The 15,413-nt window shown below is 69.1% G+C and carries 13 protein-coding genes; 9 read left to right on the top strand and 4 right to left on the bottom strand.

Going from position 1 to position 15,413, the window contains the following annotated elements:
• Positions 1-157 precede the first annotated feature (157 nt).
• The 3 genes from ACQZ13_RS26180 to ACQZ13_RS26170 all read right to left on the bottom strand — a co-directional run bounded on the left by ACQZ13_RS26180 (position 158) and on the right by ACQZ13_RS26170 (position 3,419).
• Complete coding sequence (locus ACQZ13_RS26180; RefSeq protein ID WP_431048766.1) at positions 158-1,060, bottom strand: NAD(P)-dependent oxidoreductase; 903 nt, start codon at positions 1,058-1,060, stop codon at positions 158-160.
• 93 nt (positions 1,061-1,153) lie between these two features.
• Positions 1,154-2,290 carry a PilT/PilU family type 4a pilus ATPase gene (locus ACQZ13_RS26175; protein ID WP_088407837.1) on the bottom strand — a complete coding sequence of 379 codons (1,137 nt, stop codon included), beginning with the start codon at positions 2,288-2,290 and terminating at the stop codon, positions 1,154-1,156.
• 85 nt (positions 2,291-2,375) lie between these two features.
• Positions 2,376-3,419: a type IV pilus twitching motility protein PilT gene (locus ACQZ13_RS26170; protein WP_088407838.1), complete on the bottom strand. Its 1,044-nt coding sequence runs from the start codon at positions 3,417-3,419 to the stop codon at positions 2,376-2,378.
• A 25-nt stretch (positions 3,420-3,444) separates the two neighbouring features.
• On the opposite strand from ACQZ13_RS26170, the gene ACQZ13_RS26165 reads away from it, so the two are divergent.
• From ACQZ13_RS26165 to ACQZ13_RS26150, 4 genes are all read left to right on the top strand, one after another.
• Positions 3,445-4,176, top strand: coding sequence for a YggS family pyridoxal phosphate-dependent enzyme (locus tag ACQZ13_RS26165; RefSeq protein ID WP_431048765.1), 732 nt, complete (start codon positions 3,445-3,447; stop codon positions 4,174-4,176).
• Positions 4,177-5,709, top strand: a complete 1,533-nt coding sequence (locus ACQZ13_RS26160; protein ID WP_431048764.1) for a diguanylate cyclase — start codon at positions 4,177-4,179, stop codon at positions 5,707-5,709.
• 333 nt (positions 5,710-6,042) lie between these two features.
• Complete coding sequence (locus ACQZ13_RS26155; protein WP_088407841.1) at positions 6,043-7,602, top strand: methyl-accepting chemotaxis protein; 1,560 nt, start codon at positions 6,043-6,045, stop codon at positions 7,600-7,602.
• Positions 7,603-7,658: 56 nt separating this feature from the next.
• Entirely contained in the window at positions 7,659-7,997 is a 339-nt protein-coding gene (locus tag ACQZ13_RS26150; RefSeq protein ID WP_088407842.1) for an energy transducer TonB, read from the top strand.
• Between the two features lie 50 nt (positions 7,998-8,047).
• Here the strand turns inward: ACQZ13_RS26150 and ACQZ13_RS26145 are convergent, their stop codons facing one another.
• The gene (locus ACQZ13_RS26145) at positions 8,048-10,960 is read right to left on the bottom strand and encodes a hypothetical protein (protein ID WP_431048763.1); all 2,913 of its coding nucleotides are present in this window, start codon (positions 10,958-10,960) and stop codon (positions 8,048-8,050) included.
• 133 nt (positions 10,961-11,093) lie between these two features.
• On the opposite strand from ACQZ13_RS26145, the gene ACQZ13_RS26140 reads away from it, so the two are divergent.
• The 5 genes from ACQZ13_RS26140 (at position 11,094) to ACQZ13_RS26120 (ending at position 15,349) form a co-directional block, all read left to right on the top strand.
• The gene (locus tag ACQZ13_RS26140) at positions 11,094-11,603 is read left to right on the top strand and encodes a hypothetical protein (protein WP_431048762.1); all 510 of its coding nucleotides are present in this window, start codon (positions 11,094-11,096) and stop codon (positions 11,601-11,603) included.
• 99 nt (positions 11,604-11,702) lie between these two features.
• Entirely contained in the window at positions 11,703-11,993 is a 291-nt protein-coding gene (locus ACQZ13_RS26135; protein ID WP_431048761.1) for a hypothetical protein, read from the top strand.
• Between the two features lie 10 nt (positions 11,994-12,003).
• Positions 12,004-13,449, top strand: coding sequence for a TolC family protein (locus ACQZ13_RS26130; protein ID WP_431048760.1), 1,446 nt, complete (start codon positions 12,004-12,006; stop codon positions 13,447-13,449).
• A gap of 26 nt (positions 13,450-13,475) precedes the next feature.
• The gene (locus tag ACQZ13_RS26125; RefSeq protein ID WP_431048759.1) at positions 13,476-14,906 is read left to right on the top strand and encodes a multicopper oxidase family protein; all 1,431 of its coding nucleotides are present in this window, start codon (positions 13,476-13,478) and stop codon (positions 14,904-14,906) included.
• A 50-nt stretch (positions 14,907-14,956) separates the two neighbouring features.
• The gene (locus ACQZ13_RS26120) at positions 14,957-15,349 is read left to right on the top strand and encodes a copper-binding protein (RefSeq protein ID WP_431048757.1); all 393 of its coding nucleotides are present in this window, start codon (positions 14,957-14,959) and stop codon (positions 15,347-15,349) included.
• Positions 15,350-15,413 lie beyond the last annotated feature (64 nt).

The raw sequence follows: 15,413 nt of genomic DNA, 5'->3' as shown, positions 1-15,413 counted from the left end.
GCCGTTTTTTCTGAGTGCAGCGGCCGCTGGCCCTCACCCCCGCCCTCTCCCGCAGTGCGGGAGAGGGAGTCCGACCGGCTCCCCTCGCAGCGCTGGTTCCTCTTGCTCCCTCTCCCGCTTGCGGGAGAGGGCAGGGGTGAGGGCCAGCGGCCGTCGATCAGCGCAAGCGCTTGATCAGGCTCGACGTATCGAAGCGGTTCCCGCCCATCTCCTGCACGTCCGCGTAGAACTGGTCGACCAGCGCCGTCAGCGGCAAGCGTGCACCGTTACGGCGCGCTTCGTCGAGCACCAGTCCGAGGTCCTTGCGCATCCAGTCCACGGCGAAGCCGAAGTCGAACTTGTCTTCAACCATGGTCTTGCCGCGGTTGTCCATCTGCCAGCTCTGCGCGGCGCCCTTGCCGATCACGTCGAGCACCAGCGGCATCGGCAGGCCGCTCTTCTGACCGAAGGCGATGGCTTCCGACAGTCCCTGGACGATGCCGGCGATGCAGATCTGGTTGACCATCTTGGCGAGCTGACCGGCGCCGGCCTCGCCCACGCGGGTGACTGCCTTGGCGAAGTGGATGGCGTAGGGGCGGACCTTGTCGAAGATGGCTTCTTCGCCGCCGCACATGACCGTGAGTGCGCCGTTGACCGCGCCAGCTTGACCGCCAGAGACAGGCGCATCGATGAAGTGGAGGCCGAGCTTCTGCGCCTCGGCCGCGAGTTCGCGGGCGACCTCGGCGGAGGCGGTCGTGTGGTCGACGAAGACCGCGCCCGGCTTCATGCCGGCGAAGGCGCCGTCGGCGCCCAGCACGACCGAGCGCAGGTCGGCGTCGTTGCCGACGCAGCAGAAGACGATGTCCGCGTCCTTGGCCGCTTCACGCGGCGTCGCGGCGGATTGGCCGCCGAACTCGGAGGTCCAGGCCTGGGCCTTCGCGGGCGACCGGTTGTAGACGGTGACCTGCTGGCCGGCCTTGGCCAGATGGCCCGCCATCGGGAAGCCCATCACGCCGAGTCCCAGGAAGGACACGCGGAGGGACGGAGTCGATTCGTAGGAACGCTGGCCGATGCTGCTCATGGAAGGACCTGTCGTGGGGTGATTGAGTACCCGACGATTGTGGCCCCTCCGCAGGTTCGCCCTGTGCGCGCCGCGTCACCGCGGCGCTGCGGATCAGACGATCGTGAGGTGCTCAGTACCCGACGACAAGTCGCCGCTACGAGCCCGTTCGCTGTTGAGCTTGATCTGCAGGCGCAGGTCGTTGACCGAGTCGGCGTTGCGCAGCGCGTCCTCGTAGGTCACCTTGCCCATCTCGTAGAGGTCGAACAGCGCCTGGTCGAAGGTCTGCATGCCGAGCTCGCGCGAGCGCTTCATGATCTCCTTGATCTCGCCCACCTCGCCCTTGAAGATCAGGTCGCTGATCAGCGGCGTGTTCAGCAGGATCTCGACCGCCGCGATCCGGCCCTTGCCTTCCTGGCGCGGCAGCAGCCGCTGTGACACCAGCGCCTTCAGGTTGAGCGACAGGTCCATCAGCAGCTGTGCGCGCCGCTCTTCCGGGAAGAAGTTGATGATCCGGTCCAGCGCCTGGTTGGCGCTGTTGGCGTGCAGCGTGGCCATGCACAGGTGACCCGTTTCGGCGAAGGCCACCGCGTGTTCCATGGTCTCACGGTCGCGGATTTCGCCCATCAGGATCACGTCCGGCGCCTGGCGCAGCGTGTTCTTCAGCGCCTGCTCCCAGCCTTCGGTGTCCAGACCGACCTCGCGCTGGCTGACGATGCAGTTCTTGTGCGGGTGCACGAACTCGACCGGATCCTCGATCGTGATGATGTGGCCGTAGGTCGTCTGGTTGCGGTGGTCCACCATCGCCGCCAGCGAGGTGCTCTTGCCGGAACCCGTCGCGCCCACCAGGATCACCAGGCCGCGCTTGGTCTGCACCACGTCCTTGAGGATGTGCGGCAGCTCCAGCGACTCGACCGTCGGCAGCGTCTGCGGGATGGTCCGCAGCACCAGCGCCACGTGGCCCTGCTGGATGTAGGCGTTGACCCGGAAGCGCCCGATGCCCTGCGGCGAGATCGCGAAGTTGCACTCCTTGGTGCGCTCGAAATCAGCCGCCTGCTTGTCGTTCATGATGGCCCGCGCCAGCTGCAGCGTGTGCTGGCCGGTCAGCGGCTGCGGCGACACCTTGGTCACCTTGCCGTCGACCTTCACCGCCGGCGGGAACTCCGCCGTCAGGAAGAGGTCGGAGCCCTTGCGCGACACCATCAGGCGAAGCAGGTCGTTGATGAACTTGGTGGCCTGATCGCGTTCCATGGCGGCGTCCTGTCCTGTGTGCCGGGGACGCGGCGGTCACCGCCCGTCCCCGATCGTTCTGTCGTTGTGGTGGGGGCCGGTCCGCTCAGCCGGGGAAGTTCTCGGGCATCTTGGCCTTGGCGCGTGCCTCGGCCGGCGAGATGATGTTGCGGCGGACCAGGTCGGTGAGGTTCTGGTCCAGCGTCTGCATGCCCAGGTTGTTGCCGGTCTGGATCGACGAGTACATCTGCGCGACCTTGTTCTCCCGGATCAGGTTCCGGATCGCGGAGGTACCCAGCATGATCTCGTGCGCGGCGACCCGGCCGTTGCCGTCCTTGGTCTTGCACAGCGTCTGCGAGATCACCGCCTGCAGCGATTCCGACAGCATGGCGCGGACCATGTCCTTCTCCGCCGCGGGGAACACGTCGACGATCCGGTCGACCGTCTTGGCCGCCGAGGAGGTGTGCAGCGTGCCGAAGACCAGGTGGCCCGTTTCCGCCGCGGTCAGCGCCAGGCGGATGGTCTCCAGGTCCCGCATTTCGCCGACCAGGATGCAGTCCGGGTCTTCGCGCAGCGCCGAGCGCAGCGCGTTGGAGAAGCTCATCGTCTGCGGACCCACTTCGCGCTGGTTGACCAGGCACTTCTTGGATTCGTGGACGAACTCGATCGGGTCCTCGACGGTCAGGATGTGGCCGTACTCGTTCTCGTTGAGGTGGTTGACCATCGCGGCCAGCGTCGTGCTCTTGCCCGAGCCCGTGGGGCCGGTCACCAGGACCATGCCGCGCGGCTTCATCGCCAGCTCGGTGAACACCTTGGGGCAGTTCAGCTGCTCCAGCGTCAGGATCTTGCTCGGAATGGTCCGGAACACCGCCCCCGCGCCGCGGTTGTGGTTGAACGCGTTGACGCGGAAACGCGCCAGGCCCTGGATCTCGAACGAGAAGTCGACTTCCAGCGTCTCCTCGTAGGACTTGCGCTGGGCGTCGCTCATGATGTCGTAGACCATGTCGTGCACCTGGCGGTGCTCGAGGGCTTCGACGTTGATGCGGCGCACGTCGCCATGGACGCGGATCATGGGGGGCAGTCCGGCGGACAAGTGAAGGTCGGAGGCCTTGTTCTTGACCGAGAATGCCAGCAGTTGGGTGATGTCCATGGGATGAGGAAAAGCGTGGGCGATTATGGCGACGATCTCCGAGAACATACAACAGCTCCATGGCCGCATTGAGAGGGCTTGCCAGCAGGCGTCGCGGCCTGTCGACAGCGTCGCGCTGCTGGTGGTAACAAAGACTTTCCCGGCTTCGGATGTGAGAGAGGCCTTTGCGGCGGGCGAGCGCCGCTTCGGGGAGAACTACGTCCAGGAGGGCGTGGACAAGGTCGAGGCGCTGGCCGATCTGCGCGCGCAGGTCGAATGGCACTTGATCGGTCCGCTGCAGAGCAACAAGACCCGCGTCGTGGCCGAGCGCTTCGACTGGGTGCACAGCGTGGACCGCCTCAAGATCGCCCAGCGGCTGGCGGAACAGCGTCCGGCCGAGCTGCCGCCGCTGAACGTCTGCCTGCAGGTCAACATCAGCGGCGAGGACAGCAAGAGCGGCCTGGCGCCGGCGGAGGTCGCCGACGTGGCCCGGGCCGTGGCCGCGCTGCCGGCGTTGCGCCTGCGCGGCTTGATGGCGATCCCCGAGCCGGCCGCCACACTGGAGGCGCAGCGGCAGCCGCACCGCGCGCTGGCCGATCTGCTGGCCGCGCTGAACCGCGACCTGGGTCTGGCGCTGGACACCCTGAGCATGGGCATGAGCGCCGACATGGAGGCGGCCATCCTCGAAGGCGCCACGATGGTGCGCGTCGGCTCGGCCATCTTCGGCTCGCGGGCCAGACCGGAGCCGCCGGCCGAGCCATCCCTTCCGGCGGTCTGAATGGACCCGCTGCAGCGTCCTGCCGATCTGGTGCCCGACACGCCGGGCGACCTGTCGGTCCGGGCGCTCTGGCGCGAGGGCGGGGCGGCGGAACGGGGCTGGGTGCTCGGCGGCTGGCTCGCGACGATGCTCGCGTGCGTCCTGCTCGGACTGGCCACGGTCCGGGAGGGCTGGTCCGGCATCCCCGTCGATCTCGGCGGCGCCAATGCCTTCCTGACCTTCTATCCCCCGATCCCGCTGTGCCTGTGGTGGACGCTGTGCTTCGGCTGGCGCTGGGGCGCCGTGCCGGCCTGGCTGGCGACCTTCGTCCTCGCCCTGGACGCCGGCATGTCGGCCCCCTGGTCGGCACTGTTCGCCTGCGCCAATCCTCTCGGACTGGCCGTGCTGGCCCTGGGCTACCGCGCCGTCGGCGCGCCGCGCGGGCTGCGCAGCCTGGGCGCCTGGCTGTTCTTCGTGCCGCTGTGCTTCGTCGCGGCGGTGTTCAGCTCCTCGGGCGCGCTGATCTGGAACTTCTCCCACGACCTCCCCGCGCACCGCCAGCTGCCGATCTGGCAGGGCTGGTGGCTGGGCGCCTTCCTCCAGAGCGTCCTGCTCGGCGGGCCGCTGATGGCGCTGACCTGGCCCCGGCTGTCGCGCTGGATCGTCGCGCGCCCGGCGCTGTTCACGCCGCCGCCCAGCGGTCGTCGCGCGATGGGGCTGGGGCTGCTGTTCGCCATCGTGCTGGCGGTGCAGGGGTACGGGCTGGTCAGCCTCGGCCTGGGTTCCCTGCAGCTGCGGACCGCGCTCGGCGGGCGGGACTGGGCGACGCTCGACGAGGCCTCGCGGGCCATGCTCAGCACCGCCTGGGTGTTCTTCTGGGTGTTCACGCTGATCGTGCTGTTCGTCGCCCAGTTCGGCTACCAGGCGCTGTCGCGCTGGCTGCGCTCCACCGAGGCGCTCGTGGCGCAGCTGGCGCAGGTGAACGCGGAACTGGAGCAGCGCTCGCGCACCGACGGCCTCACCGGACTGGCCAACCGCATGGCGACCGAAGAGGGCCTGGGCACCTTGCTGCGCACGGTGCGTCGCTACCGGACGCCGTCCGCGCTGCTGATGCTCGACATCGACCACTTCAAGCAGGTCAACGATCGCCATGGCCACGCCGCCGGGGACGCGGTGATCCGCGCGCTGGCGCAGGTGCTGAAGGCGTCCTCGCGCGACGTGGATCTGCCGGGACGTTTCGGTGGAGAAGAGTTCGTCATCGGCCTCGCCCACACGGATCTGCCGGGCGCGCGCCGTTTTGCGGAACGCCTGCGCGAGCGCATCGCCGCCACGCCGGTGGCGATCGAGGCAAAGGACGGCAGCGCGGCGGCTATCGCGTACACCGTCAGCATCGGTGTCACCGTGCTGCGCGAGAACGATGCCGGCATCGAGGACGCGCTGCGTCGCGCGGACGCGGCGATGTACCGCGCGAAAGAGGGCGGGCGCAATCGCGTCGAGGTCCTCGACGTCGACGTCGACGTCGACGCGGGGTCCGCGCCGACGGGCAACGCCTGACCCCCGCAAGGCTTCGGCAGCGGCGGTTACCGCGCGGGTACGCCCGCTGCACCGGGGCCTTGCGCAGGAATGTGCAGGAATCCTGAAACCGCGACGAGCGGCTCATTAGGGCTTCTACCGAGTGCGTCCGAACGGTTCGGCGAAGCGCTTTCATTCAGTTGCAAGTGCCGCGTCAGAATTCACGGGGCCTTGATCCCGCCCTGCAATCCCCGATTCAAGTGCAACGATGATCGCGCCGAAGCCGATGGGCGGCCCGTACCGTTGGCGCCACAAGCGCTCGCGGATCCACAGCGGTCCGACCATTCAAACAACTCAATCGTTGCGAGGGAATCGATGTCGTTTCTGTCCCGCCTGCGTATCGGCCAGCGTCTGACGCTGAGCTACGCGCTGCTGATCCTGCTGCTGGTCGTGATCGGTGCCTTCGGCGCCCACAACGCCAGCCGCCTGTCCCATGACCTGAGCACGACGGCCAACTCCAGCCTGGTGAAGATCGCGCTGGCCAACGCGCTCGAGAGCGACGTCAACGTCATCGCCCGCGCCTCGCGCGACCTGCTGCTGCTCGACACCGCCAACGCCATCAAGCGCCAGAAGGCCGACATCGCCGCCGCGCTCGAAGACGGCCAGAAGCAGCTGACCGAGCTCGACGGCAAGGTCTCCGACGCCAAGGACAAGGAACTCGCCGCCAAGGTGCGTGAGGCCCAGACCAAGTTCGTCGACTCGGTGTCCAAGTTCCTGAAGGTGCAGCAGGACGGCAGCCCGGACGAAGCGCGCGAAGCGCTGATCAAGGACGTGCGTCCCGCGCAGAAGGACTACCAGGACACGCTGAAGAGCCTGGTCGACCTGCAGTTCGCCAATGGCCGCGAGCTCGCCGAAGGCGGCGCCAAGCTGGCCAACCAGTCCATCGTCATCACCGGCATCCTGGTCGTGATCGCCGTGGTCATCGGCAGCGTCGGCGGCCTGACGATCGCCCGCTCGATCATCGTGCCGGCCCGCAAGGCCAAGGACGCCGCCCAGGCGATCAGCTCCGGCGACCTGTCGCAGCACATCGAGGTCGAAGGCTCGGACGAACTGGCGCAGATGCTGCATGCGATGCGCGACATGCAGACCGCGCTGTCCGGCGTCGTCGCCAGCGTGAGCTCCGCGGCCGGTGAAGTGGCCCAGAACTCCAACGAGATCGCCGGCAGCAACGTGGATCTGTCGGACCGCACCGCGCGTTCCGCCGAGAGCCTGCAGAACACCGCCGCGTCGGTGGAGCAGATCGCCTCCAACCTGAACGGCGCCAGCGAGCTGACCCGCAAGGCCGCGAGCATCGCGACCAAGGCGCGCCAGTCGGCCTCGGCCGGCGGCACGGTGGTGAGCCAGGTCGTGTCGACGATGGAAGAGATCAGCGCCAGCTCGCGCAAGATCGGCGACATCATCGGCGTCATCGACGGCATCGCCTTCCAGACCAACATCCTGGCGCTGAACGCCGCGGTCGAAGCGGCCCGTGCCGGCGAGCACGGCAAGGGCTTCGCGGTGGTGGCGTCCGAAGTGCGCGCGCTGGCCTCGCGCTCGGCGCAGGCCGCCAAGGAGATCAAGGTGCTGATCCAGGAATCGTCCGTCAAGGTCGAGAACGGCACCGCCCTGGTCAACAACGCCGGCGCCACGATCCGCTCGGTCGTCGACGAGGTCAACAACATGGGCCAGCTGATCGAGGAGATCTCGCACTCGGCCCAGGAGCAGGCCGCCGGCGTCGGCGTCGTGAACAACGCGATGAACGAGCTGGACCGCGCCACGCAGCAGAACACCACGCTGGTGGACGAGCTGACCCGCTCCACCGATTCGCTGCGCGACAGCAGCTCGCGCCTGGTGCAGGCCGTGGGCTTCTTCAGCACCGCGCGCGCCGCTTCCTGATTCCCCAGTTCCTACCGGAAACCCGATTTCCTCACCCAAGACGTACGAGGTCCCAAATGAGCAAGCAACTGAACAAGACTGTCTCCCGTACCCTGCTGGGCCTGGCCGCCGCGCTGGTCCTGGCCGCCGGCGCCCACGCCACCCCCAAGATCGTCAAGAAGGTGCCGCCGGAGTTCCCGCCCGAAGCCGCCCGCCAGTCGATCTCGCAAGGCTCCGTGCGCGCCAAGATGAACATCGAACCGGACGGCAAGGTCTCGGGCGTCGAGATCCTGGAAGCCGAGCCGCGCAAGGTCTTCGACAAGGCCGTGACGCGCGCGCTGATGGACTGGAAGTTCGAGCCCAGCGGCCAGAAGGAAACGCACGAGGTCAAGCTCGTGTTCAAGAACGAAGACTGATCCTTGATATTGACGGGACCGATGCCGTCCGCGTCATGATGAAGGGCCGCTCACGCGGCCTTTTCCTTTTCTGCGCCGGGAAGCGCCGGACTCCGGCGCGCCGCGCCGATCCGCGCCTGGATGTCATCGAGTCCGGGCCGCAGCATCGCGAGGCGCTGCGCGTGATGCCCTTCGTCGATACGCGCGAGCTGCACCGCAGTGCGGGCGCTGGCCTCGCCCTCATCCTGGCCGTCCGCCACGGCCTTCTCATAGGCGCGATGCGCCGCGTCACGGCGGTCGTCGAAGACGGCGCAATCGGGTTCCCGATCCAGGCGGGTCTGGAACACCGACCCGAGCGGATCGTCCTTGGCGGACAACAGCATCACCACCCCAGGGAAACCGTCGTCGGCCTCCCGTGCGACGAGCGCCAGCGCTTCCTTCCGGAATGCGGAAATGCGTTCGGGCGAGTCCCAATCCTTCCCTTCGACATAGGCGCCGAAGACGGGCTTGTCGCCGACGCGGACGCGGTCGGCGCCAAGCAATTCGGCCAGCACGCCCGACACGTGCCAGCGCAGGACCATGGCGTCCTCGACCGTTTCGTCGAACTCGGGGCGACGCTCGGCGCGATCGGCGCTGGCGCGAGCCAGGCAGGCCTGGACGAACGCGTTCTGCGCGACCTGCTCGATCGAGGTCGCTTCCGACGCATCCCGCAACGCCGACATGGCCGACAGCGTGAGCGTGCCGCCGTCCGCGCACGGTCCCGCGGGATCCTCGGCCATGGCCCGGCAGCGCTGCGCAAAGCCGGCGTCCTTCGACAGACCATCGATGATGGTGGTGAGATGCGCGCACAGTTCGACGTCCGCCTGACCGAACTGGCCGGTCGCGGCGCGTTGCCCACGTACGCGGCCGATGTAGTCGAGCACGGGTCCTCCTTCCGGCAGCGTGTTCACGGCCTGGGCGCGCAAGGCTGGCGGCATGCGTCCACCGGGCCAGAGGTCGCGCACCGGCACCATGCGCCTGCGATTGGTATCGCGAAGCACGTGACGCAGTTGTCCCGGCACGTGAGGGTCCCGGATCCAGCCGGGGGGCGTCGCGGCGCGTTCGACGCCCCGGCGCTGGTCGGCCAACCGGACGAGGTAGAGCGAGGGCAGCACACCCGCCAGTTCCTGGATTCGCTCCTGGAGCGACGAGGGCGCCAGGTCCCGGGAGTGATGCAACGTCGCGGCGGAGATGTCGGCATTGCTCAGCCGCCGCAACTGTTCGTGGGGGAGGAATTGCGGCGCCGCGAGGTCGAGATGGCGCACGCCCAGGCGGTCGAACAGCGTGGCGAGCGGCGTCGACTCCGTCAGGCGTTGACCTCTCCACCGCAGGGTGCCGCGATCGGCCAGGCTGTCCGGCGGCAACAGCGCATTCAGCGCGGACTCCGGCGGAAGCTCCGTGCCCTGCGCCAGCAGCTGGGCGGGAAGCAGGAGACGCGCTTCCGGGTCGAAGCTTCGATCGGTCAGGTATTGCAGCCATCGTTCGCGTCGCACGCCCTCCGCGCCGCGCGCTTCATCGACCCAGTCGGCGATTTCGGTGAGCGCCTGCCTGGACTGGGGCGGGCGCGCCAGATCGTCGGTCGCTGCCGCCCCGGGATCCCGGGGCAATGCCATCTGCCTGCGCGTCATGGCCGCGCTGACCCGCGCGAGCAGGGTGACTTCGTCGCGCGGCATGAAGGGCAGTTGCCGCGATCCGTCCAGGTAGGACGAGACCAGCGCCAGGGCCCAGTCGCGTTCCAGCCGGCCCGCGGCGCTGAGGCCGGGGCAATCGGGCATTCGCAGCATCTGCTGACACGCCGCCAGGTCGTCCCTGCTGGGCAGGCCGGAGGCGAAGTCGCCCAACCAGGGCGAGGCATCCGGCGAGAGTTGCACCGATGACATCGATGGCAGCCAGGCCAGCGATGCCAGCGATGCGGAGGAGGGTTGCTCCGAACCGGTCGAGCGCGACTCCGACGGGCCCCAGCTGGACCAGCTCCATGTCTGGGACCGCTCCGAGATCGACGCGGTGTCCGGTGCGGCCAGACGATGGCTCTCATCGGACAGCGTCAGCTCGGCGAGTTCATCGCACATCACGGCGGGGACCGTGACCGGCACAGCCAGACTGGCAGGGGACAGGGGGGCCGCGACGGGCGGGCCAGACTCCGTGGCCTGAAACGACGACAGATCCAGCGAGGGCAGGGGGGATGAGTCGAAGCTGATCTCCGACGAGAACGAAAGCTGCGGCATCAGCGCCCCCGTTCCCATGGCGTTGGCCAAGACCGGATTCGCATGGGAGACGGGCCGCGATCCCGGGGCGGATCCTTCGGCGCCTGACGTCGAAGGGGCGCGCAGATAGCCCGCGCGACTGTGGGTACCCGCGCCCGCCCTGCTCGAGGCGTGCATCTGCGGTTCTTGAATTTCCTTCGCACAGGCCAGCGTCTGCTCCAGGAGTGCGAAACGATCCCGCAACGGCGTCAGCGGTGGTGCTGCGCCATGCACCGCGCCAAGCGCCGCGGTGGGGTCGTCCCGCACGGTACGGTCGACCAGCTCGCAGACGCGGGAGGCCCAGGAGGCCTGCTTGAGTGGCGGCTCCCTGTCGGCGGCCTGGCGCCAGTCGTCCATCAACACCAGCAGTCCGGTCCGCACGAGACGATGCCAGGCCATGTGCACGGACGGCGCGTGCACATCGGTTGGCGCGGCGATCGCCAGCGAGCTGTCCGGGGGGGCATTGCGCAGATGCTGACCGATCAGGTAGCGGAGCTGCCCCGCGCTATCGGTGCTGTCGACCGCCCAGCGGGCGAATATCTCGTCGGACGAGGGCCCCCGCCTGTTCGCAACCGGTGGCTGAGATGGCGTGTCCGAAGTCGCCCCACCGTTGGGCGACATGTCGGACGCCTCGGCGACCGCAGACAGCCTGCCGTCCGCCCTGTCGGGCACGGGCGGGAAATGCTTCGAAGGGTTGACCATGAGGCTTCAGTGGCGAGGCTGCGGGGTAAGTCAGTGAGGGTGTCGCTCCGCGTCGTTTGACAACGGGTGTTCCGACATTGGCCGGGGTGATGGCCGGGGCGGGGAGCGGCGCCTTGCCCTTACACTCCGCCTCATGTCCTGCCCGACCGCGTCCACCCCGTGCCAGCGCTTCTGGAGCCGCTGGCTGGTGCTCGCCCTGCTGAGCCTGACCCTGCCGCTGCAGGGCGCGCTGGCCGCGACGATGGGCATCGGCATGGCGCTGATGTCGTCGACCACTGGCGCCGCCGTGATGACGATGCCGAGCGATTGCCAGGACATGAACCAGAGCATGGCGCATGACATGTCCGCCATGGACGGGATGTCGCAGGACATGGCCGGCATGGATCACGCCGACATGGATCACGCCGGCACGGCATCGATGAACCATGACGCGTCGCACCACGACGGCATGGACCACTCGGCGACCTCCGACCACCACTGTGGCATCTGCCTGCAATGCTGCATCGGCGCGGCGTTGCCGATCGCGTCCCTGACGCCGGCCGCGCAAGACCTGCGCGACGCCGCCCCCTCGCTCGACGCCCACGGTGCGCCCGAGCAGTCCCCCCAGCCGCTTGAGCGGCCGCCCAAAGCCTTCCTCGACTGAACGCCGGCGCTCGTCCTGGACGAGCCGCCGTTCGAGCCGTCGTCCGTTCGCATGTCCTGCGGCGGAACGGCATCGCACCTGTTCATTCGCGAGGCAGTCATGTCTTCCCGTTCCATTCCCGCACTCGCTCTGGCGATGTGCCTGGGCGCCGCCATTGCCGCCGTTTCCGTTGCGGCGGCGGCGCCGCCCGATCCCGCCGATGCGCGCCTGAGCTCCGCCGCATCGCGGCCCAAGCCCCCCGCGCCCGCATCGAGCGCCGCGGTCGTCGACCCCGGCGTCGGCGACTGGCGCCAGGCCAACCGTCGCGTGCTCGACGCCGGCGGATGGCGCGCGCTGCTGCGCGAGAGCCAGGCGGCTTCCGCGCCGGCCGGCGCGCATCACCACCACTGAGGAGTCGCCGATGTCCTCCTCAACGAAACCTGGTCACCCGTCTGTCCGACTGCTGATCGCGCTGGCCGCTTCGGCGATGTTGTCGGCTTGCGCTTCGCTCTCGCCCGAACAGGCCGCCGCGCCCGTTCAGCAGAAGAGCCGCGATTGGCTCGGCGCCGAACTGCCTTTGCAGCGCTCCGACGGGCAGCGTGCGTCCGCCCGTGCGCGCACCGACGCGCTGCTGGCGGAGCCGCTCGACGCAAAGGGCGCGGTGCAACTGGCGCTGCTCAACCACCGTGGCCTGCAGGCCGGGCTGTACGGCCTGGGCATGGCGGAAGCCGAACGCGTGCAGACGCTGCTCTGGCCGAATCCGGTGCTCAACATCGGCCGCCTTGTCCGAGGCGACGAACGCGAGATCGAACGCGGACTGGAGTTCAACCTGCTGAGCCTGCTCGGCCGCGGCGCCCGGCAGGACGCCGGCGCCCGCGCACTCGAACGCGAGCAGGCGCGCGTCGCGCAGCAGCTGCTCGACGTCGCCGGGCAGGCCCGACGGAGCTGGATCCAGGCGGTTGCGTCGCAGGAGCAGCTGCGGCACGCGCGCACGGTGCTCGATTCGGCGTCGGCCGGCGCCGAGCTCGCGCTGCGCATGCGGCAGGCCGGCAACGTCAGCGCGCTGCGTCTGGCGCGCGAGCGGACGGTGCTCGCCGAAGCGCAGCTCGCGATCGAGCAGGCGCAGCTGCAGGCCGCGGGCGACCGCGAAGCGCTGATCCGCGCGATCGGCCTTTGGGGCGACGATCTCACCGCGCTGAAGCTGCCGGAGCGTCTACCGGACGTGCCCACCGAATTCCGCGCCGCGGACGACGTCGAGCGCCAGGCGGTCGCCCAGCGGCTCGACATCCTGGCCGCAAAGCGCGAGTCGGAGCAGCTCGCCGCGCAACTGGGCCTGACGCGTCGGACCGGTCGCATCAACGTGCTCGAACTCGGTCTGCAGCGCAACAGCAGCAACGAGGAGCCGACCCAGCGCGGCGTCGAGCTGAGCGTCGAACTGCCGCTGTTCGACTGGGGTCAGGCGCGCGTCGCCGGCGCGCGGGAGGCCTACGGCCAGTCGCTCGAACGCACGGCGCAGATCGCGATCGAGGCGCGCTCCGACGTACGCGTCGCCCGCGCCCGGGCCGAGGCCGCCTGGCGCATCGCGCGACGCCATCACGACGAGGTGCTGCCGTTGGCCAAGCAGGTGTCCGACGAGACCCTGCTCCGCTACAACGGGATGCTGGTGGGCGTGATGGACCTGCTCGCCGATGCCCGCGTGCAGGCGCGCGCCGTGTCCGCGACGCTGGCCGCGCAGCGCGACTTCTGGCTGGCGGAGTCGGCGCTGTCGCAGAGCCTGCTCGGACCCGTGCGCGACGGCGCCCCTGCCGCTGCCTCTTCTTCATCGACTGCCGCCGCGCCTGAAGCCGCCGGCGGTGCCGCGCATTGAACGCGCGGCTTCGAAAGGACTCTCCGATGATCTCCCGAAGGAACCTCTTCGCCCGCGCGGCCGCGGGGGCGGCGCTCGGTGCCGCCGGCGCGGTGAACGCGAGCGGCGTCTCGCGCGTCGCCATGGCCGCGTTGCCCGAGCCCGCCCAGCGCGACAACGCCGACACCGCTCCGCCGCTGACGCCGCCAGACGGCCGCCCGTACAACCCCGTCGTCACCTTGAACGGCTGGACGCTGCCCTGGCGCCTGCGCGACGGCGTCAAGGAATTCCACCTCGTCGCCGAGCCGGTGCTGCGCGAACTCGCGCCCGGCACCACGGCGCACCTGTGGGGCTACAACGGCCAGTCGCCCGGTCCCACCATCGAGGTCGTCGAGGGCGACCGCGTCCGCATCTACGTCACCAACCGGCTGCCCGAGCACACCAGCGTGCACTGGCACGGCCAGCGGCTGCCCAACGGCATGGACGGCGTGTCGGGCCTGACGCAGCCGGCGATCAAGCCGGGAGAGACCTTCGTCTACGAGTTCGTTGCGCGGCGTCCGGGCACCTTCATGTACCACCCGCATGCCGACGAGATGACGCAGATGGCGATGGGCATGATGGGCTTCTGGGTCACGCATCCGAAGGCCCGGCATCCGCAGATCGCCGAGGTGCAGCGGGACTTCTGCTTCCTGCTGTCGAGCTACGACATCGATCCCGGCAGCTACACGCCGCGGACGATGACCATGACCGACTTCAACCTGTGGACCTGGAACAGTCGCGTCTTCCCGGGCATCGACACGCTCAACGTCCGCCAGGGCGACCGGGTGCGGATCCGCGTCGGCAACCTGACGATGACCAACCACCCGATCCATCTGCACGGGCACGAGTTCGAGGTCACCGGCACCGACGGCGGCCCCGTGCCGAAGACGGCGCGCTGGCCCGAGGTCACCACCGACGTCGCGGTCGGGCAGATGCGGCAGATCGAGTTCCTGGCCGACGAGCCCGGCGACTGGGCGATCCACTGCCACAAGAGCCACCACACGATGAACGCGATGGGCCACCAGGTCGACACGCTGATCGGCGTGGATCACCGCGGGCTCGCGGCGCGCATCAACAAGGTCATTCCCGACTACATGGCGATGGGGGAGCGCGGCATGTCCGACATGGCCGAGATGGAGATGCCGCTGCCCGAGAACACCGTGCCCATGATGAGCGGGCAGGGGCCGCACGGGTCGCTCGAGATGGGCGGGATGTTCAGCGTCATCAAGGTGCGCAAGGACCAGAAGCCCGGTGACTACGCCGATCCGGGCTGGTACGCCGCGCCGGCGGGCAGCGTCGCGCGACCCGTGGCGACACCCGCGGGAGCACCGGCCGCTCCGCAGGCCAAGCCTGCCGCCGTGCCGACCGCTCCCACTGCACCCGCCACGGAACCGTTGCGTGTCCGCAAGCCCGATGGGCACGGACATCAGGGGCATTGATCCCCTTGAGCCCCGATGAACCCGATTCACGAATCCAGAAAGTCAACACCATGAACCGCTTCCACACCGCCTCCGTCGCCTTCGCGGCCCTCGTCGTCGTCCTGGGCACTGCCGCCCTGCCGGCGCGCGCGCAGGAGCATTCGCACGAGGGGCATGACCAGCAGATGGAGACCGCCGAGGCCCCGGCGCCGTCTTCGCAGGACTGGATCCCGGCGGAAGTCCGCCGGATCGACATCCCCCAGCAGAAGCTCACGCTCAAGCACGGCGACATCCGTCACCTCGACATGCCGGGCATGACGATGCCGTTCAAGCTGGCGCCGGGCGTGGTGAGTGCCGCGCAGCTGTCCGCGATCAAGACCGGCGACCGGCTGGAGGTTCGCATCGAATCGCAGCAAGGCCAGTTGACCATCGTCGAACTGCGTCCTGCGCCTGCCGGCAACTGAGGGCAGGCCGCCTCCGGTTCGGGGACGGCAGTGCTTGAGGTTTTGCCGCTGGCCGGCAAGGCCT

It is taken from the genome of Roseateles sp. L2-2, from assembly GCF_050613215.1.
Classification (GTDB): domain Bacteria; phylum Pseudomonadota; class Gammaproteobacteria; order Burkholderiales; family Burkholderiaceae_C; genus Roseateles; species Roseateles noduli.
This window is presented reverse-complemented; position numbering and strand designations above follow the sequence as displayed.